Raw genomic sequence first — 26866 nt, 5'->3', positions numbered from 1 at the left:
CTCTCCCTGATGCGCACCGTTCGGTGTCGCGTCCGGGGTTAGGCGCAGGCTTTCGATGCGTCCAACGTTGATTTTGGCTGGATTATCCCGGATCCTGCATCAATGTTCGATCTCGGCCACGCCCGCAGCTTCATCGCCGTCGCCGAGGAGATGCATTTCGGCCGGGCCGCGGCACGGCTGAACCTGACCCAGTCGCCCCTGTCGCGGCAGATCCAGATGCTGGAGCAGACGCTGGGCGTGACGCTGCTCGAGCGGACCACCCGGGCGGTGCGCCTGACCCCGGCGGGCCGGACCTTCCTGGCGGAGGCCCACCGGGTGCTGGCGGCGGCCGAGAACGCCGCGCGCATCACGCAGCGTGCCGACCGGGGCGAGAGCGGGGTGCTGCGCCTCAGCTTCACCGCCGCCTCGGCCTACCGGACGCTGCCCCAGGTCGTCGCCCATGTCCGCCGAACCCTGCCCGAGGTCGACCTCGTGCTGGAGGAGATGGTCTCGGACGAGCAGATCCTGGCTTTGGGCGAGAACCGCACCGATCTCGCGATCCTGCGGCCAAGTCCGGTCCTGCAGGATCCGAAATCCGCGATCGCGACGGCGCCGCTCGCACGGGAACGGCTGCTGCTCGCGGTCCCGCGCGGACACCGCCTGGCGACCGCCCGCACCCCGACCCTGCGGGATCTCGACGGCGAGGCCTTCGTGACGTGGTCGCCCCGGGGTGGCCGCTACTTCATCGACCTCCTCGACAGGCTGTTCGAGGCCGGGGGCGTGCAGCCGCGGATCGTGCAGCGGGTGAATCAGGTCCACGCGATGCTGGCGCTCGTCGGCGCGGGCATCGGCGTCGCGCTGGTGCCGGGCAGTGCCCGGGGCAACAGCATGGCCGATATCCGGCTCCGGCCGATCGCCCTGCCCGCCACGACCGGGCCGGAGCTGTGGCTCGCGTGGCGCACCGACAATGCCAATCCGTGCCTGCCTTCCGTGCGCGCCGCCGCGCTCGAAACCGGCGAGGCGTGACGGCCGGCTCGGCAGCGCCCTGGAAAGTCGATGCGGCCGGCGATAGCCTGCCGGCCCGCCCCGCGTCCGGTCGCAGAACCGTGCGGGGCCGCTTCCCCCGGATCAGGCAGGCACCATGAAAGTTTCGGCCGACCTCTGCATCGTGCCGATGGGCGTCGGCCCGTCGGTCTCGCCCTACGTCCGGGCGATCAAGGACATCATCGAGGCGAGCGGGCTCACCGCCACGATGCATCCCAACGGCACGAACATCGAGGGTGAGCTGTCGGAGATTTGCGCGCTGGCCGAGCGATGCGAGGCGAAGCTCGCAGAACTCGGCGTCCAGCGGACCTTCTTCACGCTGATCTTCTCGACGCGCCGCGACAAGGACCAGTCGATGGCAGACAAGCTCGCGGCGGTCTCCTGACCGCGAGGTCGGGCACGGACGCAGAGCCGCGGCCGATCAGGTCGGCAGGGTGACGACAGCCGAGCCCGCGCCGAGCGAGGCGCGAATCCCCTCTCCCGTGCGGGAGGAGGACAGGATGAGGGGCGAGAGCTTTCCGGAAAGACCTGATCCCTCACCCCAACCCTCTCCCGCACGGGAGAGGGGGCGCGTCGCGGCTGTCTCGGCCAAAGATGCCTTCTCCAGACCGTCGCAGCGCGATTGCGAGCGGCCCTAGCCGTGGCAGGCGCAGCCGGCGTGCTCGCAGCCGGCGTGATTCTTGTGGCCGTCCGCGCAGTCGTCGCAGCAATAGGCCTTGCCGTCCCGCGACACGGCCTTGGAGACCGGAATCACGCAGACGCAATCCTGGCACGCACACTTCACCATCTCGACGTCGACGCTGGCCATGGTTTCCTCCTCCGGCGGTCGGTCCGCACGTCGACGTTAGATCCGCGCCATCGGCAAGGAAAGCCGTCCAAGAACGCGGTGACGCGCCCGTGATCCCATTCGCCCCCTCGTGCGTTCCCTTCGTCCGGTGATCGATGCGCCGGATGGGAGGACGGCATGGCCGATCAGAAGACCGACGACGTCCGGATCGAGCCCTATGACGGCCCGGCGGGCGGCTGGGGCTCGGCCCGCTCCCTCGTCGAGATCCTGACCCGTGAGGGCGTGCCGATCACCGGCTCGGCGATGCTGCTGAAGCAGAACAAGCCGGACGGCTACATGTGCACGTCCTGCGCCTGGGCGAAGCCCGCCAAGCCCCTCGCCTTCGAGTATTGCGAGAACGGCGCCAAGGCGACTGCCTGGGAGCAGACGCGGCGGCGGGCGACCCCGGACTTCTTCGCCGAACACACGGTGACCGAACTCCTCGGCTGGAGCGACTACGCCCTCGAAGAGCAGGGACGCCTCACCCATCCGATGCGGTACGATCCGGAGACGGACCGCTACCGGCCCGTCGCCTGGGCGGAGGCCCTCGCGGAGATCGGCCGGGAGCTGAAGGACCTGCGCGCGCAGGACCCGAAATCGGTGGTGTTCTACGCCTCGGGACGGGCCTCCCTCGAGACCAGCTACATGTGGGCGCTGCTCGCCCGGCTCTACGGCAACAACAACCTGCCGGATTCCTCCAACATGTGCCACGAGCCGACCTCGGTGGCGCTGCCGCAATCGATCGGCGCCCCGGTGGGCACGGTGCTGCTGGAGGACTTCGAGACCACCGATCTGATCTTCTTCTTCGGCCAGAATGTCGGGTCGAATTCGCCGCGGATGCTGCACCCGCTCCAGGAGGCGCGGCGCCGGGGCGCGCAGATCATCACCTTCAACCCCCTCCGGGAACGCGGGCTGGAGCGCTTCACCGACCCGCAATCGCCGGTGGAGATGCTGACGCGCTCCTCCACCAAGATTTCGACGCAGTATCACCAAGTGAAAGCCGGCGGGGATCTCGCGGCGCTCACCGGCCTGTGCAAGGCGCTGCTCGCCCTCGACCGGGCGGCGGACGCCGCCGGCCGGCCGGGGGTCCTCGATCGCGCCTTCATCACCGAGCACACCCACGGCTTCGAGGCCTTCGTCCGCTTCTGCGACGGGCAGGATTGGGCCGCCCTGGAGCGGCGCTCCGGCCTGACCCGGACGGCGCTGGAGGCGGCCGCCGGCGTCTACGCCCGCGCGAAGGCGGTGATCGGCATCTACGGGATGGGCCTGACCCAGCACCGCAAGGGCACCGAGACCGTCCGGATGCTCGTCAACCTGCTGCTTCTGCGCGGCAATATCGGAAAGCCCGGCGCCGGGATCTGCCCGGTGCGGGGCCACTCGAACGTGCAGGGCCAGCGCACCGTCGGCATCACCGAGAAGCCCGAACTGGCACCGCTCGACCGGCTGAAGGAACTCTACGACTTCGAGCCGCCGCGGGAGAAGGGGCTCAACACGGTGGAGACCTGCGAGGGTCTCCTCGATGGACGCGTGAAGGCGTTCATTGGGCTTGGCGGCAACTTCCTGCGGGCGATCCCCGATACCGGCCGGATGGAGCCGGCCTGGCGCCGGCAACGGCTCACGGTGCAGGTCTCGACCAAGCTCAACCGCTCCCACCTCGTGAACGGCGCCGTCGCCTACATCCTGCCGTGCCTCGGCCGGATCGAGATCGACCGGCAGGCGAGCGGCCCGCAGGCCGTGTCGATCGAGAGCTCCACCGCGCAGTTCCATGGCTCGCGGGGGGTGGCCGATCCGGTCGGTCCGCATGTGCGCGCCGAACCCTGGATCGTGGCGGAGATCGCCAAGGCGACCCTGCCGCCGAATCCCCGCATCGACTGGGATGCCTGGGTCGCCGACTACGCGCGGGTGCGCGACGCGATCGAAGCGACCTACCCGAGCGTGTTCCACGACCTGAACGGTCGGATGTTCCAGCCCGGCGGCCTGCTGAAACCGCTGGGCGCCCGCGACCGCAAGTGGGAGACCGAGACCGGGAAGGCGAATTTCGCGGTCCCCGAGGGCCTCGAGGCCGATCCGGACCTTCCCGCTCGCGGCCCGGACGTGCTCGACCTGATCACCCTGCGGTCGAACGATCAGTTCAACACCACGGTCTACGGCTACGACGACCGTTTCCGCGGGGTGAAGGGCACCCGCGACGTGCTGTTCATGAACCGGCGGGACATCGCCCGGCTGGGGCTGAGGGACGGCCTCACCGTCGCCGTGGAGACCGAGGCCGAGGACCAAGTGCCGCGGCGCGTCGGCGGCCTGCGCGTGGTGGCCTACGACATCCCGGAGGGCAACTGCGCCGGGTATTATCCGGAGCTGAACGTGCTGCTGCCGCTCTGGCACCATGACGAGCAGTCCAAGACGCCGGCCGCCAAGGCGATCGCCGTGCGGGTGGCGGCCGCGACCCAGGGCCCGTGAGCGGCGTGTCTGGCGTCCGGTCGCGCGTTCCGGCAAGGAACGACCATGGACCAAGCGACCCCACCCGATGCACGACCGGACACTCCGGTGGAGTCGCGGCTGCGCGCCCTCCTCGACCGGATCGCCGGCGGGGCGCCCCTGCATGAGCCGGGCGCGGACCTGTCGCAGCTGAGCGCCGGGCCGGACGCGCTCGCCGCACAGCCGGACGCCGGCATCGGCACGGACGTCGAGTCCGGCGGACTGGCGCTGGCCGGTGCGGACCTGTCCCGGGCCCGCATGGAGCAGGCCGACCTCTCCGGCGCCAACCTGCGCCGGGCACGCCTCGCCGGCGCCGTCGGACGCTCGACGCGCTTCACCGGCGCGATCCTGGAGGAGGCCGACCTGTCCGAGGCCGACCTCTCGGGGGCGGACTTCACCGGCATCGTCGCTGGTCAGGTGAAGTTCGCCGGGGCGATGCTGGAGGATGCCCGCTTCGGGCACGCCGCGATGCGCTTCGCCGACCTGTCCGGCGCCCTCCTGGACGGGACCGATTTCGCCGAGGCCGACCTCTGGGGTGCGGATTTCTCCGGGGCGGATGCGGACGACACGGTCTTCCGCGGGGCGCGGCTCGACGAGGCCAAGCTCACCGACGCCAATCTGACCCATGCGGATTTCGCCGAGGCGAGCCTGACCAAGGCGTCGCTCGCCGGCTCGCGGCTGCGGGGGGCGCATTTCACCGGGGCGAAGCTCGACGGTGCCGATCTTTCGGGCGCGGATCTCTCGGACACCGACCTCGTACGGCTGAACCTCGGCACCTGCCGCCTGCGGCATGCCCACTTCGCCGGCGCCTGGCTCAACGGAACGCGGATGAGCGTGGAGCAGCTCGGCGGGGCAGTGGGCGAGGAAGTGGCCGGCGCCTACGAGGCCGCCCAGGCGAGCTACCTCGCGCTGGAGCAGAACTGGAAGAGCATCGGAAGCCACGACGCGGCGAGCTGGGCCTACAAGCGCGGCCGGCGGATGGGCCGCTTCCATGCCGGCCAGCAGGCCCGCGCCGCCTGGGGCGCCCGGGACGGGGCCGGCTTCCTGCGGCACGGCTATCGCTGGACCGCGGACCGCTTCGTCGAGTGGCTGTGCGATTACGGCGAGAGCCTGTCGCGCATCGCCCGGGCCTTCGCCCTGCTGATCGTGGTGTTCGCGGGCCTCTTCGGGCTCACCGGCGGCCTGTTCATCCTGGAGGGGCCGGAGGCGGGGCCGACCTACAATCCCCTCGACCTCCTGAGCTACAGCGCGCTCAACATGATGACCGCCAACCCGCCGGAGATCGGCCTCAAGCCCACCGGCCGCGTCACCAACCTGCTGGTCGGCATCGAGGGCGGCGTCGGCATCATCCTGATGGGGCTCTACGGCTTCGTCCTGGGCAACCGCCTGCGGCGGTGAGGCCGATCGCTCCGGCGCGGCGCAAGCGGCTCATCGCGGCTCATCGCGGCTTCGAGGGCACCTCAGTCGCTCACGCTGAGCCGCTCGATGACGAGGCTGAGATCCTTGCGGAGGGCGCGGATCTCCGGCTCGCTGAGTTCGAGCTGGCACATCACGCTCTCGCGGACGGACACCGCGTCGGCGCGCAAAGCGGCGCCTTCGGGCGTCAGGGCGATCTCGACCTCGCGCTCGTCGGACTGGCGGCGGGTCCGGAGCAGGAAGCCCGCGCCCTCCAGGCGCTTCAGCACCGGTGTCAGCGTGCCGGAATCCAGACGCAGGCGCCGGCCGATCTCCGACACGGTGACGCCGTCCTGCTCCCACAGCACCAGCAGGACCAGATATTGCGGGTATGTCAGTCCGAGCCGCTCGAGCAGGGGCCGGTACGACTTGGTCATTCGATGCGCGGCAGCATAGAGCGCGTAGCAAAGCTGGTTATCGAGAAGCAGCGGATCCGTCTCCGGCTCCGCCTCAGCCGTATCGGCAATATACGCCATATCGTTCGCCCATCGCGGTCCACGCACCGCCACTCTCGACCGCGACCGCAGGTCCGTCATTATACCATAACACGGGATGCCGGCGCGCAAGATCCAGACGTGTGATCCGTTCTCTCAACAACCCTATGTGGTTCGTCGCCCGTCTTCGGCGCGCGTCAGCGCCGCTAGGGCGGCGAGGAAGCCGGCCTCGTCCTCCAGGGTCCGGAGGTCGAGGCGGACGGCCTCGTCGCTGATGCGGCCGATCACCGGCACCGGAAGCCGGCGCAGATCCTCGGCGAGCCGCCGGCACCGCCCGCCGCCGCCCCGTCCCCCCGGGGCGTTCGGCGTCAGGACCAGGGCGGCGCTGGGAAGCGTCTCCACCGGCAGGGCGCCGGATCCGATCTGGCTGATGCAGTCGGCGACCGAGACCGTGGCACGGCCGGCGAGCCGCTCCGCCACCGCGGGGGCGAGGCGCGCGGCCTGTGCGGCGATCGCGTCCCGCTCGCGGGTGAGGAGCCGCAGGGTCGGCAGCTCCGCACGCAGCCGCTCGGGATGCAGATAGAGCCGCAGCACGGCTTCGAGGGCCGCGTAGGTCATCTTGTCGACGCGCAGGGCGCGCTTCAGGGGATTCTTGCGCACACGGGCGATCAGGTCCTTCCGGCCGGCGACGATGCCGCACTGGACCGCGCCGAGCAGCTTGTCGCCGCTGAAGGTCACGACATCCGCCCGCTCCAGGGCGGCCCGGACCGTGGGCTCGGGGGGCAGGCCGTAGGCCGCGAGGTCGACGAGGCTGCCGCTGCCGAGGTCGTCCGCCAGCGGGACGCCCCGCTCCCGGCAGAGGGCGTGGAGGGCGACGGGATCCGCCGCCGCGGTGAAGCCCGCGATGGCGTAGTTGCTCGGATGCACCTTCATCACGAGGCCGGTGCGGGGCCCGAGGGCCTCCGCGTAGTCGCGCAGGTGGGTGCGGTTGGTGGTGCCGACCTCGCGCAGGCGGCAGCCGGCCCGCACCATCACGTCCGGCACCCGGAACGAGCCGCCGATCTCCACGAGCTCGCCGCGGGAGACCACCACCTCCTTGCGCATGGCGAGCGCGTTCAGCACCAGCAGGACCGCCGCCGCGTTGTTGTTGACGACCACCGCGGCCTCGGCGCCGGTCAGGCGGCAGATCAGCGCCTCGACATGGTCGTCGCGCTCGCCGCGGGCGCCGGTCGCCAGATCGAATTCGAGGTTGCTCGCCTGCACCATCACGGCGGCCACCGCCTCCGCGGCCGAGCGGGGCAGCAGGGCGCGACCGAGATTGGTGTGGAGCACCGTCCCGGTCAGGTTGAAGACCGGCCGCAGGGACGGGCGGCGCTCGGCGGCGAGCCGCGCGGACGCTTCGGCCCGGATCGCCGCCGCGTCCGGGACGGGGCGGCCCCCGGCCCGGATCCCGGCCAGAACCGTCCGGATGGCATCCGTGAAGGCCGTCCGTCCGTAGGTCTCGAGTTCCGCGGGCGACGCGGCGCCGACGAGGCGCTCCACCGAGGGGATCCGGCGCGGGGACGGCACCGGATCGTCGGCCGGGGGGGTGGGGACAGGCGCATTCATGTCAGCTCAGAGATAACCATCCCCCGGCACGGAGCCAGTCCGTTCCGGCGCGGATAATGCGCGCAGGTTGTTCAGTCTCCGCCCCGACGGTAAGGGCAGATCTGGAAATCGGCGGCCGAGAGTCCATCGCACCCGCGCGGGGCGGGCTCGGCCGCGCCCCCGCCGAGCCCTCTCGGGAGACGCCGCCATGTCCCGATCTTCGATCCAGATCCACCCGATGATCCTGTGCGGGGGGACGGGGACGCGGCTGTGGCCGGCGTCGCGGGAGAGCATGCCCAAGCAGTTCGCCCGGCTGGTGGATGCCGAGCGCTCGACCTTCCAGGCGACGCTGGCGCGGGTGTCGGACACGTCCGTCTTCGCCAAGCCCACGGTCATCGCCTCGGCCGAGGCCCGCTTCATCGTCGCCGAGCAGCGCGACCAGCTGGGTCTTGCCGCCGACATCCTGCTGGAGCCGCAGGGCCGCGACTCGGCCGCCGCCGTGGCGGTGGCCGCGCTGCACGCCGCCGCCGCCGACCCGCAGGCCGTGGTGCTGATCCTGGCCGCCGACCACGTCGTGCCCGACACGGAGGCCTTCGTCGACGCGGTGCGGCGCGCGGCCGCCGGCGCCCAGGCCGGCTACACCATGACGCTCGGCATCGAGCCGGACAGGCCCGCCACCGATTACGGCTACATCCGCCGGGGCGAGCCGATCGCCGAGGCGCCCGGCGCGGCCCGGGTCGCCCGCTTCGTCGAGAAGCCCGACCGGGCCGGCGCCGAGGCGCTGATCACGGACGGCGCCCTGTGGAACTCGGGCTACTTCCTGTTCCGCGCCGACCTGATGCTGGCCGAGCTGGAGGCGTTCGTCCCCGAGGTGCTGGCGGCCGCGCGCGCGGCGCTGGAGGCGGCGGTGACCGACCTCGACTTCGTGCGCCTCGATGCGGCGGCCTTCGCCCGGGCGCCCAAGATCTCGATCGACTACGCGGTGATGGAGCGGACCGCCCGGGCCGGGGTGCTGCCGGTGTCGTTCTCGTGGTCGGATGTCGGCACCTGGGACGCGGTCTGGCAGGTGCTGGACCACGACGCGGAAGGCAACGCCGTGCGCGGCCGGGTGTCGCTGATCGGCACGAAGAACAGCCTCGTGCACAGCCAGGGCGAGGGCCTGACCGCGGTGGTGGGCCTGGAGGACGTGGTGGTGGTCTCCACCCCCGACGCGGTGCTGGTGGCCTCCAAGGCGCATTCGGGCCAGGTGAAGGATCTGGTCAACGCCCTGCGGGCCTCGGGCGCGCCGGAGGCGGACGCGCATCTGCGGATGTACCGGCCCTGGGGCTGGTACCAGCGCATCGACATCGGCGAGCGCTTCCAGGTGAAGCGGATCCAGGTGGTGCCGGGCGGGCGCCTGTCGCTGCAGAAGCACTACCACCGGGCGGAGCACTGGGTCGTGGTGCGCGGCACCGCCGAGGTGACGATCGACGACCGGGTGGTGCTGGTCCACGAGAACGAGGCGGTCTACCTGCCGATCGGCTCGATGCACCGGCTGGCCAATCCGGGGAAGATCCCGCTGGAGCTGATCGAGGTCCAGGTCGGCTCTTACACCGGCGAGGACGACATCATCCGCGTCGAGGACATCTACGGACGCTGAGCGCGCAGGACCCGACGTCCCTGCGACCCGATCGCCCGCAGGCGCGCTCGGAACATGCGGCCTCCCCGATCGATAGCACAGCGTGTGGCCGTTTCCGTGCGGCCGCGCCGCGCAGCATCGGGGATACCGCATGACGCATAAGCCGCTCCGCGCGCCGGTGATCGTGATCACCGGCGCCTCGTCGGGCATCGGCCTCGCCACGGCCCGTATGGCGGCCGAACGCGGCGCCCGGGTGGTGCTGGCGGCGCGCAGCGGCGACGCTCTGGCGCGCATCCGGGCCGAGATCGAGGGCGTCGGCGGCAAGGCGATCGACGTCGTGGCCGATGTCGGCCGGCGGGCCGACGTGCAGGCGGTCGCCGACCGGGCCGTGGCGACCTTCGGCGGTTTCGACACCTGGGTGAACGTCGCGGGCGGCTCGATCTACGGCCGGCTGCGCGAGGTCAGCGACGCCGACCATGAGCGCCTGATCCAGACCAACTTCTGGGGCACCGTCTACGGGTCCCTGGTGGCGACCGAGCACCTGCGGCAGCACGGTGGCGCCCTCATCAACGTCGGCAGCATCGCCTCGGATCTCGCCTTCCCGTACCAGGGCATGTACGCGGCCTCGAAACACGCCGTGAAGGGCTTCACCGATGCCCTGCGCATGGAGCTGATGGACGAGAAGGCGCCGGTCTCGGTGACGCTGATCAAGCCGGCCTCGATCGACACGCCCCTGCCCCAGCGGGCGCGCAACTACATGGACCGCGAACCGAGCCTGCCGCCTCCGATCTACCCGCCGGAGGAGGTCGCCAACGCCATCCTGCACGCGGCCGTGCACCCGCAGCGCGACATCATCGTGGGCGGGGCCGGCAAGGCCTTCGTGGCCGGCAAGGAATTCGCACCCGGGGCCTACGACCACCTCAGCTCGGCGATCATCGCCCTGCAGAAGCGGACGGACGCGCCGCGCAATCCGGATGGCGCCCTGCATGCGCCGGTGGCGGCCGGCGAGACGCGGGGCGACCCGCCCGTCCCGGTCATGCGGACCAGCGCCTATACCCGTGCGAGCCTGCACCCCCTCGCCGCCGCGGTCGGTCTCCTCGGCGTCGGCGCGGTCACGGCCTTCGCGGTGCTCGGCCCATCGTCCGGGCGCCGGCGGCGCCTGTAAGTGGCCGCTGCCACGGAAGCTCTGCCCGGCGCCGCTCGGCCGGCGCAGGGAGCCGGGGCCGATCCCCGGATCGTGCCGCGCCGGATCGTCGCTTTGGCGCAGGACCGGACGATCGCCTACGCGGAGACCGGCACCGGACCGGATCTCGTGGCGATCCACGGCACGTTGATGTGCCTGGAGGACGTCTGGCTCGGCCCCGTGCCGGCACTGGCCGAGCATTTCCGCGTGGTCGCCGTCGACCGACCGGGCCACGGCTTCAGCCGACGCCCGCGGGGCGCCGCCGCCGACATCTGGGATCAGGCCGCGAGCATCCGGGAAGCCGTGCAGCGCCTCGGCCTGCGGCGGCCGGTGATCGTGGGTCACTCGTTCGGCGGGGCCGTCGCCCTGGCGTACGGGATGCTCCATCCTGAGGAGATCGCCGGCGTCGTGGCCCTGGCGCCGATCTGCTTCCCGGAGCCGCGGCTGGAGCAGGTGCTGTTCGGGCCGCGGGCGCTGCCGTTCGGCGGCGACGCTCTGTCGGCCCTCCTGGCCGCGAGCAGCGACCGGATGCTCCTGCCGCTCCTGTGGAACGCGATGTTCTTTCCCGAGGCGATGCCGCCGCGCTTCGCCCGGGACTTCGCGTTCGATCTCGCGGGTCGCCCGGGGCAGATCACCGCCGAGGGGGAGGATGCCGGCTGGCTCTGGCCGGCGCTGACCCGCAGCGTCCTCGGCTACCCGTCGCTGCACCGGCCCGTCCGCATCCTGGGCGGCAGCGCCGACCTGGTGGTGAACACCACCCTGCACGGACAGCGGGCGGCCGGGATGATCCCCGGCGCGCGGTTCGAACGTCTGCCGGACGCCGGCCACATGCTCCATCATTTCCAGGCCGCTGCGGTCGTGCGCGCGGCCTGCGCGGTGCAAGCCTGCGCCTGACGCGTCCGGCGGCCCCGCGCGTGGCGAGGGTGCCTGAAGATGCTGCCCCGTGCAGATCCCGATCAGTCCACCGGACATGGCCCGATCACGGCCCGATCACGGCCCGCGACGGGAATGTTCCGATCCAACGACGCGCCGCTCACCTCGATCCAGCCCGTTATCGCTGCCCGTCGCTGCCCGTCGCCGCTTTGACCGCCCGGCTTCCCGCGCAATAAATCTCAGCCGACCCGGAACTTTTCGCCTTCGCATGCGTCGGGCACGCGGATGCGGTGCCGCCAGTCCCGGCGCGCGCCCGAAACCTCTTGCGCACACAAGTCGAAAATCGCGACACCAAGGAAAAAAACGCGCGATTAGGATTTTCTTTATCCGATACGCCGAAGATTGAGCACGTAATTTCAGCTCAATCACCTCGGATACTGGCGATCCAAATGCCCCGCCTGACAATCGGCCGCAAACTGATTTTGTCGTCCGCCGTAACGGCCTTGTTCGCCGCTGGCGTGATCTACAACCAATGGAACAGCGACCGTCGGATCGCGGAAGCGACCGACGCCGTCGCCCGGGAGCAGACGATCCTGACCGGGATCTCGCAGGCGCAGGTCGCCCTGAACCGGATCCAGCTGAGCTTCAAGGCCGTCGATCTGGCCCGGACCGCTCCCGAGGCCGACGCGGCCGTCACCCGGGCGGCCAAGGAAGCCGAGCAGGCGTCACGCGGCCTCGAGCGCCCGATCGCCATCGCGTTGAAGCCGCAGATCCTGCGTGACAGCGGGACGGCGTTGCAGGATCTGGCCGGCGCCGTGAGGACCTATGCCGACGCCGGACGGACGGACCTGCGCGGCGGCGCGGTCGATCCGGACGCGGCGAACGCGGCACGACGGTCGATCACGGAGCAGATCGCCCGGGCCGAGGGCATGATCGATCAGGCCGTGGCCAACGCGCGCGGCTTCACCGACAAGGCCATGGAGACCACGACCGAGCAGGTCAGCGCCGCGACGCGCTTCGGCCTCTTGGCGGGTGCGGCCATGCTGCTGAGCCTGCTCACGGCCGCGATCCTGCTGATGCTCAACATCCAGCGCCCGATCACCCGCTTGGTGGCGGTGCTGGAGCGCATGGCCGCCGGCGAGATCGACGCGGAGATCCCCGAAAGCCAGCGGGGCGACGAGATCGGCGCGCTCGGCCGCGCCGTCGACAACATCAAGACCATGGTCGCCCGCAAAGCCGCCGAGGAAGCGGAACTCCGGCAGATCGCCGATGCGGCCGCCGCGGCGGAGCGCCGGCGCACGATGGTCGAACTGGCCGACAGCTTCGAGCGGGCGGTCGGCGGCATCGTCAGCATGGTCTCTTCGTCCTCCACGGAGTTGCAGTCCACGGCGGAGCAGATGACCGCCAATGCGAGCCAGACGGCCGCGCAATCAACCACGGTCGCCGCGGCGGCCGAGGAAGCGGCGGCCAATGTCGGGACCGTGGCGGCAGCCGCCGAGGAATTGGGGACCTCCGTGCAGGAGATCGGCCGGCAGGTGGCCGGCTCGGCCGGGCTCGCCCAGGCTGCGGTGGCGGAGGCGGACCAGACCACGCGCCTCGTGCAGGAACTCAGCCAGGCCGCCGAGCAGATCGGCGCGATGGTGGGAATGATCTCGAACATCGCCGGCCAGACCAACCTGTTGGCCCTCAATGCGACGATCGAGGCCGCCCGGGCGGGAGAGTCGGGCCGCGGCTTCGCCGTGGTGGCGGCCGAGGTGAAGGAGCTGGCCAATCAGACGGCACGGGCCACCGAGGAGATCGGCCGGCGGATCGGGCAGGTGCAGGGCGTGACCGACCAGGCCGTTTCGGCCATCGGTGGGATCACGGGGCGGATCCGCGAGATCAACGACGTGGCCTCCAGCATCGCGGCGGCCGTCGAGCAGCAGAGCGCCGCCACACAGGAGATCGTGCGCAACGTGGCGCAGGCTTCGAGCGGAACGGCCGAAGTGACCGGCAACATTGCGGGTGTGGCCCGCGCCTCCGAAGACACGGGCGCAGCCGCCGCGCACGTCCTCACCTCGGCGTCCGAGCTGTCGCAGCAATCCGAACATCTGTCGGCCGAGGTGCGACGCTTCCTGACCACCGTCCGGGCGGCCTGAGCCCGCCCGGCAGGCCTCCTCGCGATGCCCGATCGGGTCGCGCCTGGCGGTGCGACCCGATCGGCCGAGGCGTAGGCCGGCCTCGAGGTCGCGCTTCACACGACGTGCGCCGATCGGCCCTCGATACGCCAGACCGCCACATGGCTCTCAAACAATTGCAATCGTTGACGTTCGGAGGCGCTGCCGCTCAGCCCACAGATCGATGCTCCACCCCGGGCCATGTGGCGCGCGGACAGATGCGCAGGATCGAAAGGTGCGCATTGGCCCTCGGTCCTGCCGCAGAAGACACCGTCGAAACCGACGCGCCGCCGGACCGCGCGTGATCCCCTCCGGGACCTCGTAACGAGGCCGGCTCGCCCCCTGGCGCGCTTTGCCGGCTCGGTGGCATGGCGGTGCCGTCAGAACGGTCCCCGTGCAGGACGTGCGACCGGTGAAACGGCCAGCTCCGCGAAAGAGGGAGGTTTCTGGTGGGCGGTGAGGGACTCGAACCCCCGACCCTCTCCGTGTAAAGGAGACGCTCTACCAACTGAGCTAACCGCCCGGCCGGCGACCGTTACGGCATGGCGCCGGTGCGGTGCAAGGGGCTCCGTTTCGGATCGGCGTCAGGGATCGACGAGCCGCGCCGCCAGTGCCGGCGCTAAGCCAACGCTCTCCACGGGCTCTGGCCTGAACCGGACCGTCCCGGTCGAACCCGCTGCCAGAACCGCACGGGTTCCTGCCTCGACCGAGCAGATCAGCGGAACGGGAACCTGCGCCGCGATCCGCCGCGCCAGTCCCGCGAGGCCGGCACCCCCGAGAATGACGCGCTCGGCGCCGGACGCCGCGCAGGCGCGGCAGGCATCGGCCAGGGTCGCCAGGGCGGCGTCCGGATCACGGGCGATGGCGCCACCACTCGGAGCCACCGTGTGGAGCGCCGCTAGAGCATCGGACAGGCCGAGGGCCGCCACGAATTCCCGCAGCATCGGCTCCCAGGCCGCGCCCCCGGTGACGATGCCGAACCGGCCCGCCGCGGCGGCCTCGCGACAGGCGGCTTCCGCCATGCCGATGACCGGCACAGGCGACAGCTCCCGCAAGGCGAGAAGACCCGGATCGCCGAAGCAGGCCAGATACACCGCGTCGCACTCAGCCCCATGCTCCGCGAGGGCGTCGAGCGCCGCATGGCCGGCGATGGATGCGGCAGCCCGGCTCGCGATGTAACGCGCCCCGAAGCGGCCTGTGACGGCGCGCAGTTCCGCTTGGTCACCGAGTTGCGCACGGACATGGGCGGCGACGAGGTCGGTGACGTGCGCGCTGGTGTTCGGGTTGATCAGCAGGACGCGCATCCAAGCCTCCGCGCATGAAAAAGCCCCCGGGGCGCGAAGCTCCGGGGGCTCGTCTCATTCGGACGTCTTCGTCAGTGGGCCACGAAGGCGGCGCCGTCTTCCTCGGTCCGGGCAGGCTTGGCCACCGGCAGCGGCTCTTCCCACTCGATCGCCTCGGGCTGACGGACCAGCGCCTTCTCCAGCACCTGATCCATCCGCGAGACCGGGACGATCTCCAGCCCGTTCTTCACGCTGTCGGGCACCTCGGCGATGTCCTTGGCGTTCTCCTCGGGGATCAGCACCGTCTTGATGCCGCCGCGCAGCGCGGCGAGCAGCTTCTCCTTCAGGCCGCCGATCGGCAGGACCCGACCGCGGAGCGTCACCTCGCCGGTCATCGCGACGTCGCGGCGGACCGGGATCCCGGTCAGCGTCGAGATGATCGCGGTGGCCATGGCGATGCCGGCCGACGGACCGTCCTTCGGGGTCGCCCCCTCCGGAACGTGGACGTGGATGTCGCGACGCTCGAAGAGCGGCGGCTCGATCCCGAAGTCGATCGCCCGGGAGCGGACGTAGCTCGCCGCCGCCGAGATCGACTCCTTCATCACATCCTTCAGGTTGCCGGTGACCGTCATCTTGCCCTTGCCGGGCATCATGACGCCCTCGATCGTCAGCAACTCGCCGCCGACCTCGGTCCAGGCCAGACCCGTGACCACACCCACCTGATCGTCCGCGTCGATCTCGCCGTAGCGGAACTTCGGCGGGCCGAGGAAGACCGGAAGGGTCTCCGTCGTCACCGCGACCGACTTGGTCTTGGTGATCAGGATCTCCTTTACCGCCTTGCGGATCAGGTTGGACAGCTCGCGCTCCAGGTTCCGGACGCCGGCCTCCCGCGTGTAGCGGCGGACCAGCATCATCAGCCCGTCATCGTCGATCGACCACTCGTGCGTCCCCAGCCCGTGCTTCTTCAGGGCGTTCGGGATCAGGTGCTTGCGCGCGATCTCGACCTTCTCCTCCTCGGTGTATCCGGCGATGCGGATCACCTCCATCCGGTCCATGAGCGGGCCCGGGATGTTGAGGGTGTTGGCCGTGGTCACGAACATCACGTTCGAGAGGTCGTAATCCACCTCCAAGTAGTGGTCGTTGAAGGTGCTGTTCTGCTCAGGGTCGAGCACCTCGAGGAGCGCCGCCGACGGATCGCCGCGGAAATCCATGCCCATCTTGTCGATCTCGTCGAGCAGGATGAGCGGGTTCGAGGTCTTGGCCTTGCGCATCGACTGCACGATCTTGCCGGGCATCGAGCCGATATAGGTCCGGCGGTGACCGCGGATCTCGGCCTCGTCACGGACGCCGCCGAGCGACATGCGCACGAACTCACGACCCGTCGCCTTGGCGATGGACTTGCCGAGCGAAGTCTTGCCGACGCCGGGGGGACCGACGAGGCACAGGATCGGACCGGTGAGCTTGTTCGCCCGCTGCTGCACGGCGAGGTACTCGACGATCCGCTCCTTGACCTTGTCGAGGCCGAAATGGTCCTCGTCGAGGAGCGCCTGGGCGCCGAGCAGATCCTTCTTGATCTTCGAGCGCTTGCCCCACGGGATGCCGAGCATCCAGTCGAGGTAGTTGCGCACGACGGTCGCCTCGGCCGACAACGGCGACATCTGGCGCAGCTTCTTCAGCTCCGCCGTCGCCTTGTCGCGGGCCTCCTTGGAGAGCTTGGTCTTCTCGATCTTCTCTTCCAGCTCGGCCAGCTCGTCGCGGCCATCCTCGGAGTCGCCCAGCTCCTTCTGGATCGCCTTCATCTGCTCGTTCAGGTAGTACTCGCGCTGGGTCTTCTCCATCTGCCGCTTGACGCGGGTCCGGATGCGCTTCTCCACCTGCAGCACGGAGATCTCGCTCTCCATGAGCGACAGCACGCGCTCAAGGCGCTGCGCCACCGTGGGGGTCTCCAGGATGCCCTGCTTGTCGGAAATCTTGACGAGCAGATGCGAGCCGATCGTGTCGGCGAGCTTGGACGGCTCGTCGATCTGGGTCACGGCGGAGACGACCTCGGGCGAGATCTTCTTATTCAACTTGACGTAGTTCTCGAACTCCGAGAGCACCGAGCGCGCGAGCGCCTCGGCCTCGACGCGGTCGCCGAGTTCGTCGTGCAGGGCCTCGGCGGTGGCCTCGTAGTACTCGTCCGAGCGGGTGAAGCCCGTGACCTTGGCGCGGCCGACGCCTTCAACCAGCACCTTCACGGTGCCGTCGGGCAGCTTCAGGAGCTGGAGGACGGAGGCAAGGGTGCCGATCTTGTAGATCGCATCGGTGGCCGGATCGTCGTCGCCCGCGTTAATCTGGGTGGCGAGCAGGATGTGGCGGTCGGTGCGGACCGCCTCCTCAAGGGCGCGGATCGACTTCTCGCGCCCCACGAACAGGGGCACGATCATGTGCGGGAAGACGACGATGTCGCGCAGGGGGAGGACGGCGTAGGTGCCCGTCGTGCCCGGAACCACCGGCTGGCGCGATTTCGACTGTGACATGCTGACTTCCTCTCAGGGACGCCCGGGTTCGGCACCTCCAAGCATGGAGCGCGCCTACAGCCAGGGGCCGACCGGGCCGCGAGGGTCGGAATTTCGAAAACTTTGCGGCTGGTGACGCGGACCGGACCTCGAAGGAGCGTGCGGCCACCGCGCTGAGCCTGAGGTGGCTGCGGGGCGCAGCGTTTTCAAGATGTTCCCCGCAGCGCGCCCGGCCGGAGCCGGGCGCTTAACGCAACCCTACCAAGCGCTTACGCGCTGACGCTGGCGGGCGCTTCCTTGTTGCGGTCGCCGTGGATGTAGAGGGGACGCGACTTGCCCTCGACCACCTCCGGACCGATCACGACCTGCTCCACGGACTCGAGGCCCGGCAGGTCGTACATCGTGTCGAGCAGGATCGTCTCCAGGATGGAGCGCAGGCCGCGGGCGCCGGTCTTGCGCTCGATCGCCTTGCGGGCGACGAGCGACAGCGCGTCGTCCTGGAACGTCAGATCAACGTTCTCCATCTCGAAGAGCCGCTGGTACTGCTTGACCAGGGCGTTCTTCGGCTCCTGCAGGATCTTCTTCAGCGCGGCCTCGTCGAGATCCTCAAGCGTCGCCAGGACCGGCAGGCGGCCGACGAACTCGGGGATGAGGCCGAACTTCAGGAGGTCCTCCGGCTCGACCGAGCGGAAGATCTCGCCGGTGCGGCGGTCGTCCGGGGCCTGCACGGTCGCGCCGAAGCCGATCGAGGTGCCCTTGCCGCGCTGGGAGATGATCCGCTCCAGCCCCGCGAAGGCGCCGCCGCAGATGAACAGGATGTTGGTCGTGTCGACCTGCAGGAATTCCTGCTGCGGGTGCTTCCGGCCGCCCTGGGGCGGAACGGAGGCGACCGTGCCCTCCATGATCTTCAGGAGCGCCTGCTGCACGCCCTCGCCCGACACGTCGCGGGTGATCGACGGGTTGTCGGACTTGCGGGAGATCTTGTCGATCTCGTCGATGTAGACGATGCCGCGCTGCGCCCGCTCGACGTTGTAGTCCGAGGCCTGGAGCAGCTTGAGGATGATGTTCTCGACGTCCTCACCGACGTAGCCGGCCTCGGTGAGGGTCGTGGCATCCGCCATGGTGAACGGCACGTCGAGGATGCGGGCGAGAGTCTGCGCGAGCAGCGTCTTGCCCGAGCCGGTCGGCCCGATCAGCATGATGTTGGACTTGGCCAGCTCGACATCGTTGTGCTTCGTCGCGTGCGCGAGCCGCTTGTAGTGGTTGTGCACGGCGACCGAGAGGACTTTCTTGGCGAAGTCCTGGCCGATGACGTAGTCGTCGAGGACGCGGCGGATCTCCTTCGGGGTCGGCACCCCGTCACGGCTCTTCACCAGCGAGGATTTCGACTCCTCGCGGATGATGTCCATGCACAGCTCGACGCACTCGTCGCAGATGAACACGGTCGGGCCAGCGATCAGCTTGCGGACCTCGTGCTGGCTCTTGCCGCAGAACGAGCAATACAGCGTGCTCTTCGAGTCGTTGCCGCCAGTCTTGCTCATATCGGTCTCCGATTCCTCGCGTCCGCAGCCGGCAAGGGGGCGGACGCGCATCGTTTGAATGTAGGGGGCCCGTTTAAAGAAACAGTGTGCTGCGCGCCTTTGACCGAAGGGCCCGATCTCGGATGCAAACACGCTGCCGCGGCGGGATCAAGGCCGCGCCGCGGCGGTCAGGCGTCGCGGATCCGATCAGGCGGCTGCCGGCTCGGGGCGCTTCTCAATCACCTCGTCGATGAGCCCGAACTCCTTGGCCGCGTCCGCGGTCATGAAATTGTCGCGCTCAAGGGCGGTGTGGATCGTGTCGTAGTCGCGACCCGTGTGCTTCACGTAGATCTCGTTCAGGCGCCGCTTCAGCGCCTCGATCTCGCGGGCATGGATCAGGATGTCGGTCGCCTGACCCTGGAAGCCGCCCGACGGCTGGTGGACCATGATCCGGGCGTTCGGCAGGGCGAAGCGATGGCCGGGCTCGCCGGCGGTGAGCAGCAGCGATCCCATGGAGGCGGCCTGGCCGACGCACAGCGTCGTCACCGGGCAGCGGATGAACTGCATCGTGTCGTAGATCGACAGGCCCGAGGTGACCACGCCGCCGGGGGAGTTGATGTAGAAGGAAATTTCCTTCTTCGGGTTCTCCGCCTCGAGGAACAGCAGCTGCGCCACGATCAGCGACGCGCCGTAATCCTCCACGGGGCCGGTGAGGAAGATGATGCGCTCGCGCAGCAGGCGGGAGTAGATGTCGAAGGCGCGCTCGCCGCGGCTCGATTGCTCGACGACCATCGGCACGAGCGCATTGTTGTAGACGTCGATCGGATCTCTCATCTCGTCCTGCCCAGGAGTGAGGCCCGGGGCTGCCGCGAATCAGGGCAGCCCCGGGCATGTCAGCGAACACCGGCGATGCTTAACCATCGCCTAACCCTTGCCCGCCGTCGCTCGGACAGGGCGGGACTCAGTCGGCCTTTGCCTCGGTCTTGGCCTCGGCCTTGTCTGCCGGCTTCTCGCCGGTCGTGTCGTCGTCATCTTCGTCTGCGAAAAGCGCCTCTTTCGAGACAGGCTCCTCGACGAGTTTGACCTGCCCGAGGACGTGGTCAACGACCTTCTCCTCGAACAGGGGCGCGCGGAGTTCCGCGAGCGCCTGCGCATTCTTCCGGTAGAAGTCCCAGACCTGCTGCTCCTGGCCCGGGAACTGCCGGACCCGGGCGATGAGGGCCTGGTTCACCTCCTCGTCCGAGACCTTGATATCGGCGCTCTCGCCGACCTGCGCAAGCACGAGACCGAGACGGACGCGCCGTTCCGCGATCTTCCGGTACTCGGCCTGGGCCTTCTCCTCGGTGGTGTCCTCATCCTCGAAGGTCTTGCCGCGCGTCTTGAGGTCCTGCTCGACCTGGGCCCACACCGCGGCGAATTCCTGCGCCACCAGGGACGGAGGCAGCTCGAAGGCGTACTTGCCGTCCAGGGCGTCGAGGAGGTCCTTCTTGAGGCGGCGGCGCGTGGCGGCCTCGAAGTCGCGGCCGATCGCCTCCGACACGGCCTCGCGGAGCTTCTCCAGCGACTCCATGCCCATGGACTTAGCGAACTCGTCGTCCACCTTGGCCTCGCCCGGCGCCTGGATCTTCGTGACCGTCACGTCGAACTCGGCGTCCTTGCCGGCGAGGTGCTCGGCCCCGTAGGATTCGGGGAAGGTGACCTTCACGAGCGGCTTGTCGCCGACCTTGGCGCCGACGAGCTGGTCCTCGAAGCCCGGGATGAACGAGCCGGAGCCGAGCTCCAGATCGATGCCCTCGCCCTTGCCGCCCTGGAACTCCTCGCCGTCGATGCGGCCGACGAAGTCGATGGTGACGCGGTCGCCGCTCTGGGCCTCCGCGCCCTCGTCGCGCTCGGCGAACGGGCGGCCCTGGCCGGCCATGCGCTCCAGGGCCTCGTCCACCTCCGCGTCGGAAGGCTTGGCGACGCGCTTGGTCAGGCTGACGTCGGAGAGGTCGGCGAGTTCGAAGCTCGGCATCACCTCGAGGGCGACCTTGAAGGCGAGGTCACCCTTGGCGTCGAGCGCCTTCTCGACCTCGGCCTGATCGCTCGGGAACTCGACCTGCGGCTCCAGGGCGAGCTTGAGGCCGTTGTCGGCGACGATCTGGCGATTGGCCTCGTTGACGGCGTTCTGCACCACCTCGGCCATCACGGAGCGGCCGTAGACCTTGCGCAGATGCGCGACCGGCACCTTGCCGGGACGGAAGCCCTTGAGCTGCACCTTGTCCTTCATGCCGGACAGCTCGTTGGTCAGGCGCTCCTCGAGTTCCTGGGCGGCCAGCAGAACCTGAAACTCGCGCTTCAGCCCCTGGGCGTTGATCTCGGTCACCTGCATCGTCGTCGTCGCTCTTCAAAGAAACCTGGGTTCGCCGGGCGGGCCGGCGTCGTGCTCGCGCGGACCGGGATGCCGAGATGTCGGGTACGGGACGGAGGGTCCCGAGGGGACCGCTACCGCAGCAGACGTCCTGGTGCGGGCGGAGGGGCTCGAACCCCCACGTCTTGCGACACTGGAACCTAAATCCAGCGCGTCTACCAGTTCCGCCACGCCCGCGCGCGCCGACATCCGGCGCATCGCCGGCCGCCGGAAGCGCGCCCTATAGCATGGGCCGGCCGGCCCGCAGCAAAAAACTTACCCCTGTGGCGCGGGAGCCGACACGCCGCTATGGAGCGAACCCGTCGCGAGCCGCAGCCGAGATCCCATGCCGCCATCCCGCCCCGTGCCGCCGACCGATTCGCGCGCCGGCTCGCCGTCGCGCCGGAGCCTCCTCGCCACCGCCGCCGCCTTCGGGCTGGTGCCGGACGCGGCGCGGGCCCAGGCGCCGAGCCCGCCCCCCGGCAACGGGGCGGCGTCTCCGGCGCAACCGGAACCGGCCGCCCTGCCGGCGGCCCCCGGCCGGGCTCGATTCCGGCCGGAGCCCGCGCCCGAAACGCCGGTCTGGTGCTTCGACGGCAAGGCCCTGCCGCCCGTCGTCCGGGTCAAGCTCGGCCAGCCGGTGCGGCTGAAGGTCGAGAACCGGACCGACAAGCCGCTCGCGTTGCACTGGCACGGGGTGCGCAACGTCAACGCCATGGACGGCGTCGGCGGGGTGACCCAGGCGCCGATCCCGCCGGGCGGCGACTTCCTCTACGCGTTCACGCCGCCGGATGCCGGCTCCTACCTGATCCGGCCGTTGGTCGTCGGGGGGGCGAGCGAACCGTCGGGGCGCGGGCTCGCGGGCATGCTGGTCGTCGAGGAGGCGAATCCGCCCGCCGTCGATGCCGATGTCAGCGTCGTCCTGCAGGATTGGCGGCTCGAGGATGACGGCACGCTCATGCCCTTCGGGCAGGTTCCGCTCGCGGCCGCACACGGGCGCCTCGGCAACCTCGTCACGGTCAACGGCAAGCCGGTGCCGGGCATCTTCGAGGTTCGCCCCGGGGCCCGGGTCCGCCTGCGCCTCGGCAATGCCTGCAACGCCCGGGCGACGCGCATCAAGTTCGAAGGCGTCAAGGTCTATGTGGCGGCGGTCGACGGGCAGCCCACCGACACGTTCGAGCCGCTCCGGGCCACCCTGCCCTTCCCGCCGGGAACCCGCTACGACCTGCTCGTCGACCTGCCGGAGGAGGAAGGCGCCACCTGCGCGATCCACGCGCTGATCGGCAAGGGCCTCATCCTGGCCAGCGTCACCACGAAGGGCGCCAAGATCACCGAGAAGCGGCCGCCGATCGGGCCGATCGGCGAGAACAAGCGCCTGCCGGCCGAGGTCAAGCTCCAGAACGCCCTGCGCCGCGACGTCGTGATCACCGGCGGCGCCTTCGTGCCGAAGGACAAGGGAGGCGCCAAGGACGGTCCGGCGCCCGACGCCGTCTATACGGGCGATCCGCAGAAGATCTGGTCGGTGAACGGTGTGAGCGGCACCACGGGCCTCCAGCCGATCTTCTCGGTGAAGCGCGGCCAGGTCGTGGTGCTGGCCCTGCGCAACGATACCGCCTTTCCCCAGGCCCTGCACCTGCACGGCCATTGCTTCCGGCTGCTCCACCCCCTCGACGATGGCTGGGAGCCCTACTGGCTGGACACGTTCCAGCTCCTGGAGGGCAGGACCGCACGGATCGGCTTCCTGGCCGACAATCCGGGGCGCTGGCTGATCAGCGCCACGGTGCTGGAGCGGTTCGACACCGGCCTGTGGACCGTCTTCGAAGTCACCTGAGCGCGGATTCGACGAGGTCCCGGAGCACCGCCGGCATCAGCTCCGGGATGTCCTCGGCGATCAGGCCGGGACCGTGGCGCAGGCCGGCATCGCCGTGGAGCCACACCCCGGCGGCGGCGGCCTCGAAGGGGTCCATGCCCTGGGCCATCAGGCCGGCGATCAGGCCACCCAGCACATCCCCGGAGCCCGCAGTGCCGAGATAGGGGCTGCCGTGGTCGTTGATCGCCGCGCGGCCGTCCGGGGCGGCGACGACGGTATCGGCGCCCTTGAGGACCACGACGGCGCCGGTGAGTTCCGCCGCCGCGCGGGTCCGCGCGACCTTGTCGGCGGCGCCTGCCGCCGCCGTACCGTCGAAGAGCCGCGCGAACTCGCCGGCATGGGGGGTCAGGACGGCCCGGGCATCGCCATCCGCCAAATGGGCGGCGAGAAGGCGCGCCTGCCCGGCGAAGCTCGTCAGCGCGTCGGCATCGAGAACGAGGCCGCGCCCGGCCGCCGCCGCCACGGCGACGCGTTCCCGGGTGGGCTCGCCGGTCCCGAGTCCCGGACCGGCCAGAACCACATTCAGCCGCTCGTCGGTGAGCAGGTCGTCGAGGTCATCGGCACTCTCGCAAGGCCGCAGCATGATCGCCGTGAGATGCGCGGCGTGCTCGGCGAGCGCCGCGGGCGGCGACGCGACGGTCACGAGCCCGGCGCCGACCCGCAGGGCACCGCGGGCGGCCAGCCGGGCGGCCCCGGTCTTCGTGGCCGGCCCGGACAGCACGAGGGCGTGGCCGCGGGTGTATTTGTGGCTCAATCCGCTGAGCCGCGGGAAGGCTCCGGCCCACAGGTCGGGCCCGTTCCGATGGAGCGGCGGGCCGACGGCCAGACCGGCCGCGAGCGCCTCCGGTCCGGTCCCGATATCCGCGAGGCTGAGTTGCCCGCAGAGGCTGCGCCCGGGTTGGAGCAGGTGTCCGGGCTTGAACGCCACGAAGGTCACGGTCTCCACCGCCCGGATCGCGACACCGCGCACCGCACCGGTATCGCCGTCGATCCCGCTCGGCACGTCGACCGCGAGCACCGGGACCCCGGCGGCGTTCACCGCCTCGACGAGCGCGCGGGCGGCGCCGTCGAGATCGCGCGACAGACCGGCCCCGAACAGGGCGTCGATCACGAGGTCGCAGGACGGCAGCGGGTTGCCGTCGGCCTGACGCACCGGTCCCGTCCAGGCCTCGGCGGCCAGGGCGGCGTCCCCTTTCAGCGCCGCACGCTCACCAAGAAGGACGAGGTCGACGCCGTAGCCGGCCTCCGCCAGCAGGCGCGCGGCCACGAAGCCGTCGCCTCCGTTATTGCCGGGTCCGCACAGGACGACCGTCTTTCCGCCCGCCGGCAGGCGAGCCCGAGCGCGGGCGGCGACCGCGGCGCCGGCAGCCTCCATCAGCCGGAGGCCCGGCACGCCGCCGTCGATGGCTGCCGCATCGACCCGCCTCATCGCCGCGACCGTCAACAACCGCATGTCCGCCCTCCCCTCTGCCCGTGCACCGATCAGCCCTGACTAAAAACGCGCCAAAAACCGGAGAAGCGCCTGAAGGATGTGCGTGGATCGCACATGAAATAGGCACTATGGTTGGGCACGCCGCGAAAACGGCATGGCGGAGGCGTCACGAGGATGTTAGAAATGCCCGGCACCGCAGCGCAGGCCCGAGCGGCATGAAGAAGATCGAAGCGATCATCAAGCCTTTCAAGCTCGACGAAGTGAAGGAGGCGCTCCAGGAGGTCGGTCTCCAGGGCATCACCGTCATCGAGGCGAAGGGTTTCGGCCGTCAGAAGGGCCATACGGAGCTCTACCGGGGCGCCGAATACGTGGTCGACTTCCTGCCCAAGGTGAAGCTGGAGATCGTTCTGTCCGACGCCCTTGTGGAGGGCGCCGTCGAGGCGATCCGCAAGTCGGCCCAGACCGGCCGCATCGGCGACGGCAAGATCTTCGTCTCGACCATCGAGGAAGCGATCCGCATCCGCACCGGCGAGACCGGAACGGACGCGATCTGACGCGGGCCGTCCCGCTCCCGCAACGCTTCTCTGCCTAAGATTTCGCACTGCGCGAATGTCCGGCATCGGCGCGCTCCGCACTGGAGCGCCGCCTTCCACACCCCACATCATCGGGAACGGCTGGCCTGATCGGCCGCTTGAACCCGATGCAGGAGGATGTGCGATGGCCGCGACGGACCCGCGCGAGAGCGCCAAGATCTACGATCTGTCCGCGTTCCGGCGCTCGCGCCTGACCGCGCGGGCCGCTCCGGACGCGAAACCCGCACCCGTGCCGAGCCTCGGCGGCGGCGCGTGGTACCACGAGGCGGCGATCCGCGACGACGAGCGCCCGCGCCGATCCTGAGACCCGAAACTCGGGCGTTCCGCCCGTCCACGCACCCCGCGATACCCATACGTTACAGGGCCGCCGAGCGGAGCTCGCTATCCTGGAGCGCTGGCACGGGTCACGGACCGGCCCACCCGATCCGGAAACGGCGAAGCCGGACCCGAGGGCCCGGCTTCGTTCGTTCTGTGAGAAGCTCTGACGCTTCCCCCGCGTCTTACGCGGCTGCAGCGGCCTCGGCCGGCACGGAAGCGATCGTCTTCAGCACCTGCGAGGCGATCTGGTAGGGGTCGCCCTGGGAGTTCGGACGGCGATCCTCGAGGTAGCCCTTGTAGCCGTTGTTCACGAAGGAATGCGGCACGCGGATCGAGGCGCCGCGATCGGCCACGCCGTACGAGAACTCGTGGATCGAGGCGGTCTCGTGCTTGCCGGTCAGGCGCATGTGGTTGTCCGGACCGTAGACGGCGATGTGCTCCTCGCGGGCGTTCTTGAACGCCTCCATGAGCTTCTCGAAATACGCCTTACCGCCGTGCTCGCGCATGAACGCGGTCGAGAAGTTGCAGTGCATGCCCGACCCGTTCCAGTCGGTGTCGCCGAGCGGCTTGCAATGGTACTCGACGTCGATGCCGTACTTCTCGCAGAGGCGCTGCAGGAGGTAGCGGGCCATCCACATCTCGTCGGCGGCCTTCTTGGAGCCCTTGCCGAAGATCTGGAACTCCCACTGGCCCTTGGCCACCTCGGCGTTGATGCCCTCGTGGTTGATGCCGGCATCGAGGCAGAGGTCGAGGTGCTCCTCGACGATCTTGCGGGCGACGTCGCCGACGTTCGAGTAGCCGACGCCGGTGTAGTACGGGCCCTGCGGCGCCGGGTAGCCGGAGGCCGGGAAGCCGAGCGGGCGGCCGTCCTTGTACAGGAAGTACTCCTGCTCGAAGCCGAACCAGGCGCCGGCATCGTCCAGGATGGTGGCGCGCTTGTTGGATTCGTGCGGGGTCACGCCGTCCGGCATCATCACTTCGCACATCACCAGCACGCCGTTCTTGCGGGCCGGGTCGGGGAAGTGGCGCACGGGCTTCAGCATGCAGTCGGAGCTGCCGCCCTCGGCCTGCTTGGTGGACGAGCCGTCGAAGCCCCACATCGGGAGCTGCTCGAGGGTCGGGAAGCTGTCGAATTCCTTGATCTGCGTCTTACCGCGGAGGTTCGGGGTCGGCGTGTACCCGTCGAGCCATATGTACTCGAGCTTATATTTGGTCATTCCGGTTCTCTCGTCCGTATCGATGCGCGACCTGGGCAACCCGGGAAGACGCGAACGGCTTGCCGCCTCGTCGACGGCTGCGGCCGCCTTCGCATGGATCGTGCCAGCAGGGCCAT

General features: G+C 70.0%; 21 protein-coding genes and 2 tRNA genes. 11 read left to right on the top strand and 12 right to left on the bottom strand.

Features of this window, described 5'->3' with window-relative positions; genetic code table 11:
• Positions 1-102: 102 nt before the first annotated feature.
• Positions 103-1005: a LysR family transcriptional regulator gene (locus MCBMB27_RS22380; RefSeq protein ID WP_043357021.1), complete on the top strand. Its 903-nt coding sequence runs from the start codon at positions 103-105 to the stop codon at positions 1003-1005.
• Positions 1006-1120: 115 nt separating this feature from the next.
• Positions 1121-1408, top strand: coding sequence for an MTH1187 family thiamine-binding protein (locus MCBMB27_RS22375; protein WP_043357022.1), 288 nt, complete (start codon positions 1121-1123; stop codon positions 1406-1408).
• 249 nt (positions 1409-1657) lie between these two features.
• Here the strand turns inward: MCBMB27_RS22375 and MCBMB27_RS22370 are convergent, their stop codons facing one another.
• Positions 1658-1831: a metallothionein gene (locus MCBMB27_RS22370; protein WP_043357024.1), complete on the bottom strand. Its 174-nt coding sequence runs from the start codon at positions 1829-1831 to the stop codon at positions 1658-1660.
• A gap of 156 nt (positions 1832-1987) precedes the next feature.
• Between MCBMB27_RS22370 and MCBMB27_RS22365 the strand changes: the two genes are divergently transcribed.
• Positions 1988-4306 (top strand): FdhF/YdeP family oxidoreductase, encoded by a 2319-nt coding sequence (locus tag MCBMB27_RS22365; RefSeq protein WP_043357026.1) that lies wholly within the window; start codon positions 1988-1990, stop codon positions 4304-4306.
• A gap of 45 nt (positions 4307-4351) precedes the next feature.
• The gene (locus MCBMB27_RS22360; protein ID WP_075381300.1) at positions 4352-5722 is read left to right on the top strand and encodes a pentapeptide repeat-containing protein; all 1371 of its coding nucleotides are present in this window, start codon (positions 4352-4354) and stop codon (positions 5720-5722) included.
• Positions 5723-5784: 62 nt separating this feature from the next.
• Here MCBMB27_RS22360 and MCBMB27_RS22355 read toward each other — a convergent pair whose 3' ends face one another.
• Positions 5785-6255 carry a MarR family winged helix-turn-helix transcriptional regulator gene (locus tag MCBMB27_RS22355; RefSeq protein WP_043760232.1) on the bottom strand — a complete coding sequence of 157 codons (471 nt, stop codon included), beginning with the start codon at positions 6253-6255 and terminating at the stop codon, positions 5785-5787.
• A 123-nt stretch (positions 6256-6378) separates the two neighbouring features.
• On the bottom strand, positions 6379-7821 hold the full coding sequence (gene selA, locus MCBMB27_RS22350) for an L-seryl-tRNA(Sec) selenium transferase (protein ID WP_075381299.1): 1443 nt from the start codon (positions 7819-7821) through the stop codon (positions 6379-6381).
• A gap of 187 nt (positions 7822-8008) precedes the next feature.
• On the opposite strand from selA, the gene MCBMB27_RS22345 reads away from it, so the two are divergent.
• From MCBMB27_RS22345 to MCBMB27_RS22330, 4 genes are all read left to right on the top strand, one after another.
• Positions 8009-9439: a mannose-1-phosphate guanylyltransferase/mannose-6-phosphate isomerase gene (locus MCBMB27_RS22345; RefSeq protein ID WP_075381298.1), complete on the top strand. Its 1431-nt coding sequence runs from the start codon at positions 8009-8011 to the stop codon at positions 9437-9439.
• A gap of 130 nt (positions 9440-9569) precedes the next feature.
• A complete protein-coding gene (locus MCBMB27_RS22340; RefSeq protein WP_075381297.1) occupies positions 9570-10583 on the top strand; it encodes an SDR family oxidoreductase in 1014 nt (337 codons plus the stop codon).
• The gene (locus MCBMB27_RS22335; RefSeq protein ID WP_075381296.1) at positions 10584-11495 is read left to right on the top strand and encodes an alpha/beta fold hydrolase; all 912 of its coding nucleotides are present in this window, start codon (positions 10584-10586) and stop codon (positions 11493-11495) included.
• A gap of 428 nt (positions 11496-11923) precedes the next feature.
• Complete coding sequence (locus tag MCBMB27_RS22330) at positions 11924-13612, top strand: methyl-accepting chemotaxis protein (RefSeq protein WP_075381295.1); 1689 nt, start codon at positions 11924-11926, stop codon at positions 13610-13612.
• Between the two features lie 465 nt (positions 13613-14077).
• On the opposite strand, the gene MCBMB27_RS22325 is transcribed toward MCBMB27_RS22330, so the two are convergent.
• The 7 genes from MCBMB27_RS22325 to MCBMB27_RS22295 form a co-directional block, all read right to left on the bottom strand.
• Positions 14078-14153, bottom strand: a tRNA-Val gene (locus tag MCBMB27_RS22325).
• A gap of 61 nt (positions 14154-14214) precedes the next feature.
• Complete coding sequence (locus MCBMB27_RS22320) at positions 14215-14934, bottom strand: aspartate/glutamate racemase family protein (RefSeq protein ID WP_075381294.1); 720 nt, start codon at positions 14932-14934, stop codon at positions 14215-14217.
• A 71-nt stretch (positions 14935-15005) separates the two neighbouring features.
• Entirely contained in the window at positions 15006-17432 is a 2427-nt protein-coding gene (gene lon, locus MCBMB27_RS22315) for an endopeptidase La (protein ID WP_075381293.1), read from the bottom strand.
• Between the two features lie 248 nt (positions 17433-17680).
• Positions 17681-18952, bottom strand: a complete 1272-nt coding sequence (gene clpX / locus MCBMB27_RS22310; protein WP_043385521.1) for an ATP-dependent Clp protease ATP-binding subunit ClpX — start codon at positions 18950-18952, stop codon at positions 17681-17683.
• Between the two features lie 186 nt (positions 18953-19138).
• The gene (locus MCBMB27_RS22305; protein ID WP_012322036.1) at positions 19139-19765 is read right to left on the bottom strand and encodes an ATP-dependent Clp protease proteolytic subunit; all 627 of its coding nucleotides are present in this window, start codon (positions 19763-19765) and stop codon (positions 19139-19141) included.
• 127 nt (positions 19766-19892) lie between these two features.
• Positions 19893-21302: a trigger factor gene (gene tig, locus MCBMB27_RS22300; RefSeq protein WP_043347496.1), complete on the bottom strand. Its 1410-nt coding sequence runs from the start codon at positions 21300-21302 to the stop codon at positions 19893-19895.
• A 131-nt stretch (positions 21303-21433) separates the two neighbouring features.
• Positions 21434-21518 (bottom strand) — tRNA-Leu (locus MCBMB27_RS22295).
• 148 nt (positions 21519-21666) lie between these two features.
• On the opposite strand from MCBMB27_RS22295, the gene MCBMB27_RS22290 reads away from it, so the two are divergent.
• Positions 21667-23151, top strand: a complete 1485-nt coding sequence (locus MCBMB27_RS22290; protein ID WP_075381292.1) for a multicopper oxidase family protein — start codon at positions 21667-21669, stop codon at positions 23149-23151.
• Here MCBMB27_RS22290 and MCBMB27_RS22285 read toward each other — a convergent pair.
• Positions 23144-24643: a bifunctional ADP-dependent NAD(P)H-hydrate dehydratase/NAD(P)H-hydrate epimerase gene (locus MCBMB27_RS22285; protein WP_075381291.1), complete on the bottom strand. Its 1500-nt coding sequence runs from the start codon at positions 24641-24643 to the stop codon at positions 23144-23146. The genes MCBMB27_RS22290 and MCBMB27_RS22285 overlap by 8 nt on opposite strands.
• Positions 24644-24837: 194 nt before the next feature.
• On the opposite strand from MCBMB27_RS22285, the gene MCBMB27_RS22280 reads away from it, so the two are divergent.
• Both MCBMB27_RS22280 and MCBMB27_RS22275 read left to right on the top strand, forming a co-directional pair.
• Positions 24838-25176, top strand: a complete 339-nt coding sequence (locus MCBMB27_RS22280; protein WP_003600526.1) for a P-II family nitrogen regulator — start codon at positions 24838-24840, stop codon at positions 25174-25176.
• A gap of 163 nt (positions 25177-25339) precedes the next feature.
• The gene (locus MCBMB27_RS22275; protein ID WP_043347490.1) at positions 25340-25519 is read left to right on the top strand and encodes a DUF2735 domain-containing protein; all 180 of its coding nucleotides are present in this window, start codon (positions 25340-25342) and stop codon (positions 25517-25519) included.
• 196 nt (positions 25520-25715) lie between these two features.
• Here the strand turns inward: MCBMB27_RS22275 and MCBMB27_RS22270 are convergent, their stop codons facing one another.
• A complete protein-coding gene (locus MCBMB27_RS22270; RefSeq protein WP_043347488.1) occupies positions 25716-26750 on the bottom strand; it encodes a glutamine synthetase beta-grasp domain-containing protein in 1035 nt (344 codons plus the stop codon).
• Positions 26751-26866: the final 116 nt, after the last annotated feature.

The sequence above is a fragment of the Methylobacterium phyllosphaerae genome (assembly GCF_001936175.1).
Taxonomy (GTDB): domain Bacteria; phylum Pseudomonadota; class Alphaproteobacteria; order Rhizobiales; family Beijerinckiaceae; genus Methylobacterium; species Methylobacterium fujisawaense.
Note: the sequence above shows the minus strand (reverse complement) of the source record. Positions and strands in the feature narration are given on the sequence as shown.

What these genes read in the sequence shown, in the direction of transcription:
- MCBMB27_RS22380 (WP_043357021.1), top strand. Translation starts at nt 103, where the DNA reads ATGTTCGATCTCGGCCACGCCCGCAGCTTCATCGCCGTCGCCGAGGAG.
- MCBMB27_RS22375 (WP_043357022.1), top strand. Translation starts at nt 1,121, where the DNA reads ATGAAAGTTTCGGCCGACCTCTGCATCGTGCCGATGGGCGTCGGCCCG.
- MCBMB27_RS22370 (WP_043357024.1), bottom strand. Translation starts at nt 1,831, where the DNA reads ATGGCCAGCGTCGACGTCGAGATGGTGAAGTGTGCGTGCCAGGATTGC.
- MCBMB27_RS22365 (WP_043357026.1), top strand. Translation starts at nt 1,988, where the DNA reads ATGGCCGATCAGAAGACCGACGACGTCCGGATCGAGCCCTATGACGGC.
- MCBMB27_RS22360 (WP_075381300.1), top strand. Translation starts at nt 4,352, where the DNA reads ATGGACCAAGCGACCCCACCCGATGCACGACCGGACACTCCGGTGGAG.
- MCBMB27_RS22355 (WP_043760232.1), bottom strand. Translation starts at nt 6,255, where the DNA reads ATGGCGTATATTGCCGATACGGCTGAGGCGGAGCCGGAGACGGATCCG.
- selA (WP_075381299.1), bottom strand. Translation starts at nt 7,821, where the DNA reads ATGAATGCGCCTGTCCCCACCCCCCCGGCCGACGATCCGGTGCCGTCC.
- MCBMB27_RS22345 (WP_075381298.1), top strand. Translation starts at nt 8,009, where the DNA reads ATGTCCCGATCTTCGATCCAGATCCACCCGATGATCCTGTGCGGGGGG.
- MCBMB27_RS22340 (WP_075381297.1), top strand. Translation starts at nt 9,570, where the DNA reads ATGACGCATAAGCCGCTCCGCGCGCCGGTGATCGTGATCACCGGCGCC.
- MCBMB27_RS22330 (WP_075381295.1), top strand. Translation starts at nt 11,924, where the DNA reads ATGCCCCGCCTGACAATCGGCCGCAAACTGATTTTGTCGTCCGCCGTA.
- MCBMB27_RS22320 (WP_075381294.1), bottom strand. Translation starts at nt 14,934, where the DNA reads ATGCGCGTCCTGCTGATCAACCCGAACACCAGCGCGCACGTCACCGAC.
- lon (WP_075381293.1), bottom strand. Translation starts at nt 17,432, where the DNA reads ATGTCACAGTCGAAATCGCGCCAGCCGGTGGTTCCGGGCACGACGGGC.
- clpX (WP_043385521.1), bottom strand. Translation starts at nt 18,952, where the DNA reads ATGAGCAAGACTGGCGGCAACGACTCGAAGAGCACGCTGTATTGCTCG.
- MCBMB27_RS22305 (WP_012322036.1), bottom strand. Translation starts at nt 19,765, where the DNA reads ATGAGAGATCCGATCGACGTCTACAACAATGCGCTCGTGCCGATGGTC.
- tig (WP_043347496.1), bottom strand. Translation starts at nt 21,302, where the DNA reads ATGCAGGTGACCGAGATCAACGCCCAGGGGCTGAAGCGCGAGTTTCAG.
- MCBMB27_RS22290 (WP_075381292.1), top strand. Translation starts at nt 21,667, where the DNA reads ATGCCGCCATCCCGCCCCGTGCCGCCGACCGATTCGCGCGCCGGCTCG.
- MCBMB27_RS22285 (WP_075381291.1), bottom strand. Translation starts at nt 24,643, where the DNA reads ATGCGGTTGTTGACGGTCGCGGCGATGAGGCGGGTCGATGCGGCAGCC.
- MCBMB27_RS22280 (WP_003600526.1), top strand. Translation starts at nt 24,838, where the DNA reads ATGAAGAAGATCGAAGCGATCATCAAGCCTTTCAAGCTCGACGAAGTG.
- MCBMB27_RS22275 (WP_043347490.1), top strand. Translation starts at nt 25,340, where the DNA reads ATGGCCGCGACGGACCCGCGCGAGAGCGCCAAGATCTACGATCTGTCC.
- MCBMB27_RS22270 (WP_043347488.1), bottom strand. Translation starts at nt 26,750, where the DNA reads ATGACCAAATATAAGCTCGAGTACATATGGCTCGACGGGTACACGCCG.